Source organism: Paeniglutamicibacter antarcticus (assembly GCF_039544305.1).
GTDB lineage: Bacteria > Actinomycetota > Actinomycetes > Actinomycetales > Micrococcaceae > Paeniglutamicibacter > Paeniglutamicibacter antarcticus_C.
Window position 1 is genome coordinate 31,985 of the sequence record NZ_BAABLK010000023.1, and the last position, 14,923, is coordinate 46,907.

Here is a 14,923-nt window from a genome sequence, read left to right on the forward strand (position 1 = left end):
ATCCCGGTGCAGCAAAAGTTTCTTGGCGTATCGCGGGCGGGGACCCGGTGCCACGGTGGTTCGGGCCCATGGACACTGAAATGTAGCCCGAATCACATGGGGCCGGAAGTCCCGTCCGGATTCGTTGGCGCACAGCGGACGGCTTCGAGCACTGCGCGGCCATCGGCGGGGAAATCGCGCCGGAGCGTGGATGTGAGCTGCGGCACTCGTTCCATACCTGCTCCCCCGTCCGGGACGAGAGCGCCATCCCAAGCAAGAGAGGCACTAAATGGCTGTTTTCAATGACGGAATCGCCGAAACCGAGTCGCCGGAGAAGGCAAACGTGGTCTGCACCGATGTTCTGATCGTCGGATCCGCCGGCAGCTCCGCTGCACTCTTCCTGTCCAACCAGGGAATCCCCAACATCATGATCATCAAGCACCGGTGGACGGCCAATACCCCGCGTGCCCCCATCACCAACCAGCGCACGATGGAGGTGCTGAGGGACGCCGGAATAGAGGACCAGATCCTGGCCGAAGCGACGCCACACGAGCTGATAGGCGACACGGTTTACTGTGAGTCGATGGCCGGTGAGGAAATCGGACGGCGCCCCACCTGGGGAATGCTCCCGGACCGCCGCGCTGACTACGATCTCACCTCCCCTTCAATGCCGTGCGACATCCCGCAGCCGCTGCTGGAGCCGATCATGTTCAAAAACGCCACGATGCGCGGCACGCAGACACAGTTCTCCACCGAGTACCTCGGCCACACCCTGGACGAGGACGGTGTCAGCGTCCAGGTGCACAACCGGCACACCGGACACAAATACACGATAAGGGCCCAATACTTCATCGGTGCCGACGGGGCGCGCTCCAAGGTTGCAGCCGATATCGACCTGCCCATGGAAGGCGCCATGGACGTCGGAGGATCCATGAACATCACGTTCAAGGCTGACCTCTCACACCTGGCAGCACCCCGCCCCTCGGTGCTTTATTGGGTCTTCCACCCGGGAGCGAATATCGGCGGCATGGGCGCCGGCCTAGTGCGCATGGTGCGTCCGTGGAGCGAATGGCTGGTCTGCTGGGGCTTCGACATCAACTCGGAACCACCGGTCCTCGATGAGGCCGAGGCAACGCGAGTGGTCCGCAACCTGGTAGGCATTCCCGACTTGGACGTCGGGATCCTCGGCTACTCGCTATGGGGCAACAACGAGCAGTACGCCACACACCTGCAGTAAGGACGTGTGTTCTGTGCCGGAGATGCCGTGCACAAGCATCCGCCAAGCCACGGGCTAGGCTCGAACACCTCCATCCAGGATTCATACAACCTGGCGTGGAAGCTAGCAGCGGTGCTCAGGGGCCAAGCCGGCGAGGAGCTCTTGGAGAGCTCCTCGGTCGAGCGGGCACCGGTGGCCAAGCAGGTCGTCACCCGCGCCAACGACTCCGGGCGGGAATACAAACCGATCTTCGACGCCCTAGGGGTAACGAACGCCGTCGCCGACGAGGAATTCACCGAAAAACTCAAGTTGCGCAAGGAGAACTCCCCCGGAGGTGCTGCGCGACGTGGGGCCCTTCGTGCGGCCCTGGACAACAAGGACCACGAGTTCAACGCCCAAGGCACAGAGATCGGCCAGTTCTACGATTCCGGGGCAGTTATCCGCGATGGCGGCATCCGCCCCGAACAGGCCGACGACCCGATGCTGCACCATCACAAATCGACGTACCCGGGATTGCGGCTGCCGCACGCCTGGCTCGGGGATCGGGATCACAAGTTCTCGACCCATGACATCGCCAAGGGGACACAATTCACCCTCTTTACCGGCATCACCGGCCAGCGCTGGACCGAAGTCGCCGTGCGGGTCGGTGCCCGGCTGGGCATCGAGCTGGTGTCGGTTGTCATCGGGGAGGGCCTCGAAGTCCAGGACCTCTATGGAGACTGGTTCCGCCAACGTGAAGTCGACGAAGACGGGGTCATCCTGGTCCGCCCGGACAAGCACAAAGGCTGACGTGCGCATCGCATGGCCCAAGACCTGCAAGCCGCACTCTTCGATGTGCTCTCTTGGCTACTGGGTCGCTCCGGAAACGGTTCCAACGCCAAACTCGGGGAACTGCTCGAGCTGGCACGCTAGATTAGGGCTTCGGGCCACCACAGCGGTACCCAAATCCCCGGTTGCAACACGACTTGCCGGGCCCATGGCCGGCAAGGTTGCCTCGAGTCGATATGAAGACCCGAACCTGCTAGGATTAACGCTTGTGTGTCCGCGCAGGTCGACGGGCACTACTCCCGGGTCGCCATAGGTATCCCCACGCCGCTCAGTCGATGGCCCGGAAGATATCCCTCACCGACCATATAAGCGATGAGCAAGAGAGTTTAAAACAGTGGCAAATATCAAGTCCCAGAAGAAGCGCATTCTCACCAACGAGAAGGCACGCCAGATCAACGCTGCCGTCAAGTCCGAGCTTCGCACCGCGATCCGTGCAGTGAACACTGCCGTCGTAGCCGAAGACAAGGATGCAGCAGCAGCAGCACTGGTCAACGCCGGCCGCAAGATCGACAAGGCCGCAACGAAGGGTGTGCTGCACAGGAACAACGCAGCAAACCACAAGTCTGCCATCTCCAAGAAGGTTAACGCCCTCTAAGGATTGCTTCACTGAAGCGACGGGCTTCCTTTCCTCCATATCTAGGGGAAAGGGAGCCTTTCGTGTTTAACCCGTTTTCCGGTTCTTCAGCCACGACCCCAGCTTATGCGCATGCTTCGTGCGGGAAACCCCTCAGAAGCCCGGCTAGGCTCAACCCCGGCTCCGCACGTACGTCCAAGCGCGCCAGCACCCGGTCAGAAATGGAACCATCGCGCACATGGGCGACATCCCTATACGGCGTCAGGAACCCACGTTCGTGCGCTCAGCGACACGTCTGCAGGCATTGCCCGAAATCCGCTCGTGGATCATGCAGCCGGGAGTGCTACTGGCCCTGGTGGTGGCCTTGGGATTCAGCGCACGCTTCATCCCCGGCTACGCGAGCACGGAACTAGTGATCGACCAAGAACTGAGCCGCAACCACGACGGCGTGCTTAACGCGGTGGCCATGGCCCTGTACGAACTTTTCGGACCACCGGGCGGAGCGATCTTGCTCGCTGTAATCTGCTTGTCCCTGCTTGTCGTGCGCCGTTCCCCGATCAACGCGCTGGCTTTCGGGTCTGTTACGGCGGTGGGATGGCTCTCCGCGCAGCTGATCAAGGTGATCGTGGAAAGGCCGCGGCCGAATCCCGCGCTGCTGGCTGATCCTCTGGCACCGGAAACGGGGTTCGACAGTTTTCCCTCGGGACATGTGTGCCTGGCCGTGGGAATGGCCTTTGCGATTTACTTCCTGGCCCGCGAGACCAGCAGCAAGAGACCGGCAGTCGCGTTTGGCATCGCGATCGTAGTTCTCGTGGCGCTCTCACGCCTGTATGTCGGCGTTCACTACCCTACCGATGTGGCTGCAGCCGTGGTGACATCAAGTGCAGCCGTGTTGTTCTATTGCGGGCTCTGGAACCGCTACCTAAGCGGTGTTGTCGTCCGCATGCGTTTCCTCGAAGCCTTTGGCCCGCTACCAACACAGCAGCCCGGTGAAATCCATGGGACCGGACACTCCGACTAGATCGCTAGCGGCCGGATCGGGCTGCCTAGCGTCGGGCCGCCAACGAAATCTGGGTCACGGCACGCTCCACCGCGTACTCTGGATCCCGCGATGCACCCTTGACCTGAGCATCTGCCTCGGCGACCAGTTGGATGCACATTGCTAGGTCATCGACCTTCCAATGCCGGGCTTGCTCCTGGGCTTGCTGGACTTGCCATGGCGCCATGCCCAGTTCGCTGGCTAATTGCCCCGATGACTTGCGCACCCCGGCCACCTTGGCGACCTGGCGCAGCTTCATGGCCAAAGTGGCAACGATCGGGACCGGATCGGTCCCGGTGGCCAGCGCGTGGCGCAGCGTGCTCAGGGCGATGTCGGCGCGGCCTGCCAGTGCGGCATCGGCAACCTTGAACCCGGTTGCCTCCACGCGACCTCCGTAGTACTTGTCAACCATGTCCTGGTCAATGGCACCGGTGGTGTCTTGCATGAGTTGCGAGCAGGCAGAGGCGAGCTCGGCGAGGTCGCTGCCCAACGCAGCCACGAGAGCCCGGGCCCCCTCGGCGCTCAGCTTGCGCTTGGCTGCCCGGAATTCCTGGCTGACGAAGTCGATCTTCTCGGTATCCTTCTTCAGCGGCTGGCAGTCGACCTGGATCGCACCGCTGGCCTTGAGCGCGTCGAGCAGTTTCTTTCCACGTACTCCCCCGCCGTGATGCATGACCAAGGTTGTGTCTGGTGCCGGGGACTTTGCGTAGGCCAGCGTGTCATTGAGGAAGTCCTCGTTCATGGTCGCCAGCCCCCGGACCTCGATGAGCTTGGTTTCGCTGAACAGCGAGGGGCTGGAAGCCAACAGCAATTCCCCGCGCTCATAGGAGTTGGCTTCGAAGCGGATCATTTCGAATTCGGAGCCCGCGCGCAGGGCGGTGCGCACCGTTTCGAACGCACGACTGGCCAGCAATTCCTCCGAGCCCTGCAACAGGATCATGGGAGCCGGTGTAAGAGACCGCCAAGATATCCCGGTTTGCTTTGACGTGCCTCGTGGCGCTGCCATGAACGAACCCTCCCTAGTGTTGAACGAACCCCATTGATACTATCGCCAACCCGAAAATGCACCACCACCACGGGCCGGTGCCCTCCGTGTCGGCTAGGGTTCCGGGGACGGGCCTAGCGAGGAAACATGCAGCGCAGCTCCGTCCCACCCGATGATGATGGTCCCGCGGATGTCGGTGCGCAACGGCACCGCATGGTTGGCCTCCAACGGTTCAAGCGCCACCTCGGAGGGATGTCCGTAGGTGTTCTTGGCTCCAACGCTGACCAAGGCGATCAGCGGAAGCACAGCCGGAGCGGTGCGCACCCCTCCGTTGGCCGCCCCGTGATGCGCCACCTTCAAGATATCCGCTTGCCCGATAAGCCCCTTGTCGATCAACTCTCCCATGGCTTCCTCCTGCATGTCGCCGGTAGCCAGCAACGAAACCGGCCGTGGCGCATGCGGGACCTTGATTTCGAACCTGATGACCAAGGACGCATCGTTTTCATCGGTGAACACTCCTCCGGGGATCGGGCCAAGAACCTGCCAAGTGACGGTTCCGGCGCTCCCGGTGGCCCCGGAGCCCAGTTGTTGGGCCACCGGCGCGGTGCCCTGTACATCCCCGAGTTCCGGCGGGTCCTTGGCCTCGTCAGCAACCGAATAGAAGAGCCCACCCACGCTGCGTCCCTTTCCAACCGCCTCCAGTCCGCCGTCGTGGTCGGCATGCCGATGCGTGATGAAGACAGCGGCAACAGTCTTGACCTTCATCCTTTTAAGGCAGGCGGCCATGGGCTCGGGGGTACGCCCGGTGTCCACCAGCAATGCCCCGGCATCCCCGGCGTTGATCAGCATCCCGTCTCCCTGCCCCACGTCGCAGGCGACAACGAGCCAGTCCAGTGCCGGGGCGGGGACCATGGCCGTAATTGGCAGAACCAACCCCAGCAGCAACCCCGTGACGATTCCCTGTACACCGAACCGCATCCTTGATATCCAGCTCCCGGTCACCGGTCTTACCTGCCCCACCGCGATCAGCGTCCCAAGCGTAATTGCCCACGCTAGCAGGATTCCCACCACGCCTATCGGCCACGGACGCAACGCACCGGGGAGGGAAGCGATCCACACTCCCGTGATCCCGACAAGCATGGAGGGCATCCCGGCCAACCACACCAATACGGTGGCGAGTGCAGGAAGCGCCAGCACCACCACCACGCCAAGCGTCCCTGCCACGGTGATCCACGAAATCAACGGAGCGACGAGCAGGTTCGCCGGGACCGAGTACAACGAAAATGCCGGGTTGAGCGTCACCAGCACCGGCAAACAGGCCACCTGCGCCGAAAACGCGATCGCCATGCCCTCGGCCAGGATCATCGGCATCCAGCGATTCAGCCGTTTGGCCATTCTCCGCCCGATCAACACGATCCCCGCTGTGGCCACTACCGAAAGCTGAAAAGCGGGCTCCCCTGCCAACCATGGGTCAACTGCCAACAGCAGGACCACGGCAAGCATCAACGCAGCCAAAGCGTTTTTGCCGCGGGAGGAGTGCAGGCCCACCGCCGCAATGGATCCCATCATCGCAGCCCGCAGGACACTGGGTTCGTACCCGACCAGAAGCACGAATCCGGCAAGCACACCAAGACCCAACAGCAACGTCGGCAGCCTCCCGAATCCCAGCATCCGGCACAGGGCAACAGCGAAACCGAGCACCATGGCGCAGTTCGCGCCGCTCACCGCGCTGAGGTGGGAGAGCCCTGCGACCTTCATCGCCTCATTCAGCTCATCACTGGCACCGCTGCGATCCCCAAACACCATTCCGGGAAGCAGTGCCCGCGCCGGCTGGGGAAGCGTTGCACATGCGCCAACGAATCCCTCGCGCATATCCTGGAACACCGAGGTCTTCGGCTGGCTTCCCACGGGAACCAGATTCGCTGCGGCGTTGAGCCAGAACCGCTGCCTGTCCCCCGGCTCGGATGGCGATACCTTAGCCAGGACCTCCACGGTGCTGGATTCCGAGAGCCGGATTTCCGGGGCACGTGACTCGGGATAACTCAACCGCACCGGCACGCCGGAAATGTGCCAGATCCCTCTGTGCGCCGTGGAGAGGACCCGTGCCTCCACCGTGAATCGCTTCGTCTGCCCCGTCTCAGGATCGAACGTATTGCTCGTGGTTCCGGCCCGGAGCGTGGCGTGGAAGGAGAGCTGGACACGCACGAGTGATCCATCCGCAGCGGCCCGCTCAAGTGCCTCCGGGTTGGTTCCGGCCCCGGAGAGCACCAGTTGGGTCAGGACCAGGGCAGCTGCCGCACAAGCGAGTGCCGGTGCCGCGAAGCTGGGGGTGGAGGACTGCCCATAGCGTCCGTGCCGCGGGCGCAGCAAAGCCAGCATTCCGGTGACCGCGACCAGCCACAGGCCGATGGCCCAGGACACCTGGTGCGAGTGCCCGAGCTGAACCCCGGCACTTGCTGCTGCCCAAGCCCCGGCCAGCGCCCAGCATCCGCGGAAATCGATCGGTCCCGGGGCGGCCTCGGGATCGTTCTTTGCTGCCCGCGCCAAGGGTCCGTCGGCCAGCCGCTCCCGCTGGAGCGCCGCCCATCCCCGCAGCCCGGTGGAGTGCTGGCTTCTCATTCGAAGACCACCCGTTCGCGCAGGTTCCCCAGCAATGCTGGCCCGATCCCGCTAACTGCGTCGAGCTCGCTAAGGTTGGTGATTGGTCCGTTTGCCGCCCGAAACTCGATGATCCGTCCCGCCAGGGTCGGACCGATACCCGGCAGCTGCTCCAACTGGTCTTGGGTGGCGGTATTGACGTTTAGGGCTCCGCCCGGGGCCCCCGGGCCGTTGCTGGCATCTACGGCGGTATCCGGGGTTGCTTCGGAGGGCGTGCCTTTGTTGGTTTCGCCGCGGTGGGGAATGCGGATCTGCTCCCCGTCACGGATTTCAGCCGCCAAGTTGATCGCTTCGGCTGATGCGTCCTTGGCCAGTCCGCCGGCCAGGTTCACCGCGTCCAGCACTCGTGAGCCCAAGGGCAGGGAATACACCCCGGGTTTCTTCACCGCTCCGATCATATGGATCACCGCCGTGGCCCCTCGGCTTTGCGGGGTTCCGCCGGGCAAATCCACAGGAGCACTTTTACCAGGTGCCTCTCCTGGCTTTACGGCGGGGTTTAGAACAGGTGCCGCACCGGATTCGCTAGCTGCAGGGTTCTCAGTGGCTTGCTGCGTGGCGGCGGAATCAGAAACTTCCAGGGGGAATCTCTCGATGCTTTCAGGGCTACGTGGCGCCGGGTTGAACAGCAGTGACACGGTGACCCACGTCAGGGCGCCGAGAATCAGCACTATCGCCGCCGACCTGCCAACAAGCACGCGCAGGCGCCCGGGAGTCGGACCCAGGGCGGCCTTAGGCGTGCTGTCGGCCCATTCGTGTGAGCCCATGCCATTCATTCCAGCGGAACCAGATGGTTGCCGATGCCGGAAACCGACGAACTGTGGAGAAACACGATCCGCGGGGGCACCTCCCTCCTAACGGTGGTTAGCGGGTATCGCCTTCCGCGGGATCGGCAGGTGAGGGCGCGGGGACTGCTTCGGAAGCTCCACCGGTGGAGGTCGGAGGGACGGGTATACGACGCAGTGGTTCACGGTGCGGCTCCACGTTGCCGGGTTTTGGCACGCCCTTGGACCCTGAGGCGGGATTGGGTCCAGCCTTGGGCCTGGGCGCCGGCCTGGGTTTCGGTTCCGGCTTGGGCTTGGGCTCCGGACGAAGGGGACCCGGGGCAACCGGCTCGATACCGCCGGCAATCGCCACGGCCAGGACCCCCACACCGGTGTGGGCCCCGAGCACCGCAGGAACAGGGACGGCCAGAACCTCGAAGGCGGAAGCTCCGGCCAGTTCCTGCACGATTTCCTCGGCTGCTTCCTGGTTGCCGAAGTAGTGCACCGCCAAGCGCACCTCCGGACCGCGTTCGGCTGCCTCCTGGCGGGCAATGGCCACCAGGCGTGCCAGCGTGCGCGAGTGGGTGCGCACCTTTTCGTGGGCGATGATGTGCCCGTCGCACATCGAAAGGATCGGCTTGACGTTCAGCAGCGTGCCGAGCATCGAGGCCAATGCCCCGATGCGTCCACCGCGGCGCAACTGCTCAAGGGAGGGCACGGCGAAGTACACATGGTTCTGCGCCGCCTTGGCAGCGACCTCCCGGAGCTGCGCCATGGGGGCGCCGGCGCCGGCCAGCTCCACCACGTCCATCACCGCAAAGCCCTCAGCCAATGCCACGGTGAGCGAATCGATGACCGTGACGGGAACCGGGGCGGATTCGGCGGCCAGCCGTGCGGCATCCACCGTCCCGGAGAGCGAGCCGGAGAGGTGGATAGAGATGATCTCCTTCACGCCCGCCTCCGCGAGTTCCTGGTAGGCACGCAGCAATTGCCCGGGGGCCGGGCGCGAGGTGCGCACCGCCTTTCCGGTAGCAAAGCCCAGGGCAAGTTCGGTTTGTACATCGTCGGTGCCCTCGGAGAAGATCTGGTCATCGACCATCACCGGCATCGGCACCACGCGCAGGTACCTCCCGTGGCTTTCGGCCCATGGCCCAGGCAGCGCGGCGGCCGAATCCGTCACCACGCCGACGGGAACATTTTTATGGTGTGAACCGCCTGCAGCGGGCTCCGCACCGGTACGCGGCAGGCGCCCGCGCAGCCAGCCGATGAAGCCTCCGGGGCTTGCATGCCCCGGCGGTGTCCGGGCTGGCTGGGAGTCATCCATATCGCTAGGCTACCTTGGCGGGCAACTAGGAGGCGGGTACGAGGTTGACGAGTTTCGGTGCCCGCACGATCACCTTGGAGACCGCCGCGCCGTCGAGGTAGCGGATCACGGACTCGTCGGCCAGTGCCAGTGCCTCGAGCTCCTGGGCACCGATATCGGCAGGGACCTCAAGGCGGGCACGGACCTTGCCCTTGATCTGTACGACGGCGGTGACGGTGTCCTCGATGAGCAACGCCTTCTCGACCACAGGCCATCCGGCATTGGCCACCGAGGGCTCGTGGCCCAGTGCCGCCCACATGTCCTCGGCAGTGTAGGGAGCGAAGAGCGAGAGGATGATCGACACGGCCTCCGCCGCCTCGCGCACCGCTGGATCCGCGGCACCGGGCCCCGAATCGATGGCCTTGCGGGTCGCGTTGACAAGCTCCATGGCCTTGGCGATGACGACGTTGAACTTGCCGGTGTCCAGCAAGGACGCCGATTCGTGGACCGCCTTGTGCGTGAGGCTGCGCAGGGCTTTGTCCCCGTTGGCCGGATCGGCGCCCGGTGAGCTGGTGACCTCCTGTCCGACGCGCCAAGCGCGGGCCAGGAATTTGGCCGACCCGCCTGGGGAGACATCGGCCCAGTCCACGTCGTCCTCCGGCGGGGAAGCAAAGATCATGGTCAGGCGCACGGCGTCGACGCCGTATTTGTCCAGCTGTTCGCCCAGGTCAACACCGTTGCCCAGCGACTTGCTCATGGCTTTGCCGCCGTTGAGGACCTGGCCCTGGTTCAGCAGCGCGGAGAACGGCTCGGTCACGTCGATCAGTCCCAAGTCAAAGATGACCTTGGTGAAGAAGCGCGAGTACAGCAGGTGCAAGATCGCGTGCTCGACTCCGCCCACGTACTGTCCCACGGGCATCCAGTCGCGCACTGCCTGCGGATCGAAGGGCCCGTGGGTGTAGTTCGGGGAAACGAAGCGCAGGAAGTACCAGGAGGAGTCCACGAAGGTGTCCATGGTGTCGGTGTCGCGCTTGGCATCCGCCCCGCAGCGCGGGCAGGGCACGTTGACCCAGTCGCTGGCCGCAGCCAGCGGGGAGGTGCCCTTGGGGGCCAGGTCCTCGCCGCGCAGGTCATCGGGCAGGCGCACCGGAAGCTGGTCGTCGGGCACCGGGACCTCGCCGCAGTGAACGCAATGGATGATCGGGATCGGGGTGCCCCAGAAACGCTGGCGGGACAGCAGCCAGTCGCGCAGGCGGAAGTTCACGAACTTCTCCCCTGTGCCGGCAGCCTCGACGATTTCGATGGCGCGGGCGATGCCCGCATCCTTGGGCAGCCCGTCGAGCTCGCCGGAATTCACCAGCGTGCCTTCCCCGGCGGTTGCCACCCCGCTTGTCGCGGGGTCCTCGGCGCCGGTGTCCACTACGACGCGCACGGGCAAATCGAAGGCACGGGCGAAGTCGAGGTCGCGCTGGTCGTGGGCGGGAACGGCCATGATCGCGCCGGTGCCGTATTCTGCCAGCACGTAGTCCGCGGCCCACACCTGAAGCTTCTCCCCGTTGAGCGGGTTGATCGCGTAACGGCCGGTGAACACGCCTGTCTTCTCGCGTTCGGTGGCCTGGCGTTCGATCTCCGAGAGGTTCTTGACCTTGTCTTGGTAGTCGGCAAGTGCCTGGCGGTGCTCATCGGTGACCAGCTCCCCGGCCAGCGCGGAGTCGGCCGCCACCACGAAGAAAGTCGCCCCGTGCAGGGTGTCCGGACGGGTGGTGAAGACCGTTGTCTTGTGCGCTTCATGGGTGTCGGTGGCTTCGATGACGAAGTCCACGTGTGCGCCCTCGGAGCGTCCGATCCAGTTTTTCTGCATGGCCAGTACGCGCTCGGGCCAGTGCCCGTGCAGCGCATCCATGTCATCAAGCAGGCGGTCCGCATAGTCGGTGATCTTGAAGTACCACTGGTTCAGCGACTTCTTGGTCACCTGAGTGCCGCAGCGTTCGCAGGCCCCGTTGACGACCTGTTCGTTGGCCAGCACAGTCTGGTCGGTCGGGCACCAGTTCACCGGATGGTCCTTGCGGTAGGCCAGGCCCTTGTCGTAGAAGCGGGTGAACAGCCACTGCGTCCAGCGGTAGTATTCCGGGTCCGAGGTGTGGATCCGGCGGGACCAGTCGGCGGAAATGGCGTAGCGCTTGAAGCTTGCCGCCTGGGTGTCGATGTTCGCGTAGGTCCACTCGGAAGGGTGGGCGTTGCGCTTGATCGCCGCGTTTTCCGCCGGCAGGCCGAAAGAGTCCCATCCGATCGGGTGCATGACGTCGTAACCCTGCTGGCGCCAGTATCGCGCCACCACATCTCCCATGGCGAAGGCCTCGGCGTGACCCATGTGCAGATCCCCGGAGGGGTAGGGAAACATGTCAAGCACGTAGCGCCGCTCGGCACTGGAATCGTCCTTGGGCGTGAAGACGCCTAGTTCGTCCCAGACCGGAGCCCACTTCGCTTCCATCTCCTGGAAGCTGTAGGCCGCTGCGGTGGAATCGTTGTCCGCGGTTTCGGTGCCGGTGGGCTGGGTGCTCACTATCGTGTTTCGCCTTCTTCGTGTTGTGCGCCTATGGGGAACGTCTCTGGCTGACTGGGCAATGTGGAGCCTCTGGGGCACAAGATGCCTAAGACACACAAAAGCCCCTTGCAGGCAAGGGGCGGCCGTTCGGGGAAAACCCCGTACGGCTAGGTTAGCAAGAGCGCAACGTTCATGTTTTGAATTCTACCGCACGAACCCGCCCGCCATCGGATCGGCGGCCGTGCTCCGTCGAAACCACCGATTCCTTCGCTGGTCCGGGCACGGCGCGCTTGTGCAACAGCGAAACGGCACCCAGGACACCGATCAACACATAGCTGGCAGTGGAGGAGGTAGCCTGCCACAACATCTGTACCATAAGCAACGGCGGGGTCGCATGCGTGGGATCGGGCCGGATTGCCCCTAGCCTGCCCTGCGTGCGGAAAAGGACAACGGATACGGCCAACACCGCCATGGCGGCAACGGTTCCGGTCCGCCCCGGGTTGGATTGGACCTGGAGCGCAGGTGCATCACGGCGCCGAGCACGCAAAAGCTTCGTGGTGACACCACTGCTTGGGCAACCCCGGTCCACTCCGGCTACGGGCCCGGCCTGGGAACCTCCGCATGCATGCAGAGATAGCCCGGCGGCATGAACACCGCCATTCCCAGCCTCGCACCGACAAGGATCCGTAGAGCCATCGCCAGGTTTCTGTTCCCCTCTTCCGCCGGACTTCCATCCCGGCGCGGGAAGGAAGCATCGATCCGGCCTGCTCCACGCACGGGCTCCGGCTTTCATCCGGCCTAGGCAAGGGCGGTGGCCTTGGGGGAAGCGACAACGCACAGCTGGACATCGTTATCGCAGCCGGATCCAGCTGCCGGCATTGGGGCCGGCGTTGCCCTACAGGACGTCCTCGTCGACCCAGTCAAAGGTGCGCGTGACGGCCTTCTTCCACAAACGCATCTGGCGATCGCGCTCCGCCTGCTCCATGGCCGGCTCCCATCGCTTGTCCTCGCTCCAATTTGATTCGAGCTCGCCCAGGTCCTTCCAGAAGCCGACGGCGAGACCGGCGGCGTAAGCGGCGCCCAATGCGGTGGTTTCGGTGACCTCAGGACGGATTACCGGCACCCCGAGCAGGTCCGCCTGGAACTGCATGAGGGCGTCGTTGGCGACCATCCCGCCGTCTACCTTCAGCTCGGTCAGCGGAACATCCGCGTCCGCGTTCACCGCATCGAGCACCTCACGGGTCTGGAAAGCCGTGGCTTCCAACGCCGCACGGGCGATGTGGGACTTGTTCGCGAAACGGGTCAGCCCCACGATGGCCCCGCGGGCGTCGGAGCGCCAGTACGGGGCGAACAGCCCGGAGAACGCCGGGACGATGTAGACCCCGCCGTTGTCCTTGACACCCGCGGCCAAGGTTTCGACCTCCGCGGCACTGGAGATCATGCCGATGTTGTCGCGCAGCCATTGGATGAGCGATCCGGCCACAGCTATCGAGCCCTCCAGTGCGTAGACCGGCCTAGCGTCCCCCAGCTTGTAGCCGACGGTGCTCAGGAGCCCGTTGCTGGAGCGGACGATCTCGTTTCCGGTGTTGAAGATCAGGAAGCAGCCGGTGCCGTAGGTGTTCTTTGCATCCCCGGCGCCGAACGCCGCTTGGCCAAAGGTCGCCGCCTGCTGGTCCCCCAGGATCCCGGCCACCGGCACCTCGCGCAAGAGCTGTGAGGAATGCACATGGCCATAGGTCTCCGAGGACGACTTGATCGCGGGCATCATCGAGACCGGCACCCCAAAGTCCGCGAGGATCGACTCGTCCCAGTCCAGCGTTTCCAGGTCCATGAACATGGTGCGCGATGCATTGGTGACGTCGGTGACGTGCACCCCGCCCGCCGGCCCGCCGGTCAGGTTCCAGGTGACCCAGGAATCCATGTTGCCAAAGAATAGCTCCCCGGCCTCGGCACGCTCGCGCGCCCCCTTCACGTTGTCCAGGATCCATTTGATCTTGGTGCCAGAGAAGTAGGGCGCCAACGGCAGGCCGACGCGTTGCTTGTAGCGGTCAAGCCCATGATCGCCCGCAAGTTCCTTCACGATCTCCTGGGTGCGGGTGTCCTGCCAGACGATCGCGTTGCATACCGGTTTCCCGGTGTTTTTGTCCCACACCACGGTGGTTTCACGCTGGTTGGTGATGCCCACCGCGGCAATGTCATGCCGGGTGAAGTTTCCCCCGGCCAGCGCGATCGCGATGACCTCCCGGACGTTGTTCCAGATTTCGCTGGCGTCGTGCTCGACCCAACCTGCCTGCGGGAAGATCTGTGCGTGCTCCATCTGCCCGGTGGAAACGATGGTGCCCGCATGGTCAAAGACGATGGCGCGGGAGCTGGTGGTGCCCTGGTCTATGGCGATGATGTAGCCGGTGCTCATGGGATTCGACCTTTCAACGTTGTGTTGCGGTGGCGGTAAACGGGGCGCGCTTTCGCGGGTTGCAGCAGGGACTGTCCACCTGACCCATTAGAACAAGACCCCTGCGCCAAGGCCACCAACGACACCGCCGGCCAGCGGGCCCAAACCGTGCGGGGTGGTTGCGAACGCGTCGATGACCACCACCGGGACTGAAGTGACAATCGCCTCGGTGAGCAGGTTCCAGCCGCGGTAGCGCAGTGCCAGGGACGTGGCGAAGACAGCTAGATTGGCGGTGTGGCGTCTTCCTCGGCATCGAAGTGCTGCCTGCAGACCAGGAGACAGGGCACAGCAGCGAGTACCGCGCCAAACAGCTGTACGGAAAAGTGGACTGCGGCCATCGCCAGTGCCTACTGGGCCCCGGGGGACGAACTTGGCAACATCGCCGTCGGCCCGCAGGACCAGGTGACGGCCGGGTTCGGGTGGGTCTTGGAAACCACCGATACCCAGGACCCTGCAAGGACCGCAAGGCTCCATCCGATGTTGATCATCATCGCCGGTCCGTGTTGGCCTTTGGTCCTGGGCAGCAGCACGTTGGCGACTACGCCCACCCCGAGCAGCAGCAACAACGTGTTGGCGTGGAAAA

Annotated in this window: 10 protein-coding genes and 1 pseudogene; 4 read left to right on the plus strand and 7 right to left on the minus strand. The window is 64.1% G+C overall.

The window, feature by feature from the left end:
* Positions 1–268: 268 nt before the first annotated feature.
* The 4 genes and pseudogenes from ABEA12_RS06800 to ABEA12_RS06815 all read left to right on the plus strand — a co-directional run.
* Positions 269–1,402, plus strand: a pseudogene (locus ABEA12_RS06800) (FAD-dependent oxidoreductase); the annotation flags it as partial.
* 273 nt (positions 1,403–1,675) lie between these two features.
* Positions 1,676–1,984 (plus strand): aromatic-ring hydroxylase C-terminal domain-containing protein, encoded by a 309-nt coding sequence (locus ABEA12_RS06805; protein WP_345467252.1) that lies wholly within the window; start codon positions 1,676–1,678, stop codon positions 1,982–1,984.
* A gap of 373 nt (positions 1,985–2,357) precedes the next feature.
* Positions 2,358–2,618, plus strand: coding sequence for a 30S ribosomal protein S20 (gene rpsT / locus ABEA12_RS06810; RefSeq protein WP_210100815.1), 261 nt, complete (start codon positions 2,358–2,360; stop codon positions 2,616–2,618).
* Between the two features lie 217 nt (positions 2,619–2,835).
* On the plus strand, positions 2,836–3,618 hold the full coding sequence (locus ABEA12_RS06815) for a phosphatase PAP2 family protein (RefSeq protein WP_210100816.1): 783 nt from the start codon (positions 2,836–2,838) through the stop codon (positions 3,616–3,618).
* 25 nt (positions 3,619–3,643) lie between these two features.
* Here ABEA12_RS06815 and holA read toward each other — a convergent pair whose 3' ends face one another.
* From holA to ABEA12_RS06850, 7 genes are all read right to left on the minus strand, one after another.
* Entirely contained in the window at positions 3,644–4,642 is a 999-nt protein-coding gene (gene holA / locus ABEA12_RS06820) for a DNA polymerase III subunit delta (RefSeq protein WP_210100817.1), read from the minus strand.
* A 93-nt stretch (positions 4,643–4,735) separates the two neighbouring features.
* Positions 4,736–7,240, minus strand: coding sequence for a ComEC/Rec2 family competence protein (locus ABEA12_RS06825; RefSeq protein ID WP_210100818.1), 2,505 nt, complete (start codon positions 7,238–7,240; stop codon positions 4,736–4,738).
* Positions 7,237–8,043, minus strand: coding sequence for a ComEA family DNA-binding protein (locus ABEA12_RS06830; RefSeq protein WP_210100819.1), 807 nt, complete (start codon positions 8,041–8,043; stop codon positions 7,237–7,239). Before ABEA12_RS06830 ends, ABEA12_RS06825 begins: the two co-directional genes overlap by 4 nt.
* A gap of 97 nt (positions 8,044–8,140) precedes the next feature.
* The gene (locus ABEA12_RS06835) at positions 8,141–9,364 is read right to left on the minus strand and encodes a DegV family protein (protein WP_210100820.1); all 1,224 of its coding nucleotides are present in this window, start codon (positions 9,362–9,364) and stop codon (positions 8,141–8,143) included.
* 25 nt (positions 9,365–9,389) lie between these two features.
* Positions 9,390–11,906, minus strand: coding sequence for a leucine--tRNA ligase (gene leuS, locus ABEA12_RS06840; protein ID WP_345467157.1), 2,517 nt, complete (start codon positions 11,904–11,906; stop codon positions 9,390–9,392).
* Between the two features lie 877 nt (positions 11,907–12,783).
* Positions 12,784–14,301, minus strand: coding sequence for a glycerol kinase GlpK (glpK, locus tag ABEA12_RS06845; RefSeq protein ID WP_210100821.1), 1,518 nt, complete (start codon positions 14,299–14,301; stop codon positions 12,784–12,786).
* Between the two features lie 386 nt (positions 14,302–14,687).
* Positions 14,688–14,831 (minus strand): hypothetical protein, encoded by a 144-nt coding sequence (locus ABEA12_RS06850; RefSeq protein WP_345467161.1) that lies wholly within the window; start codon positions 14,829–14,831, stop codon positions 14,688–14,690.
* Positions 14,832–14,923 lie beyond the last annotated feature (92 nt).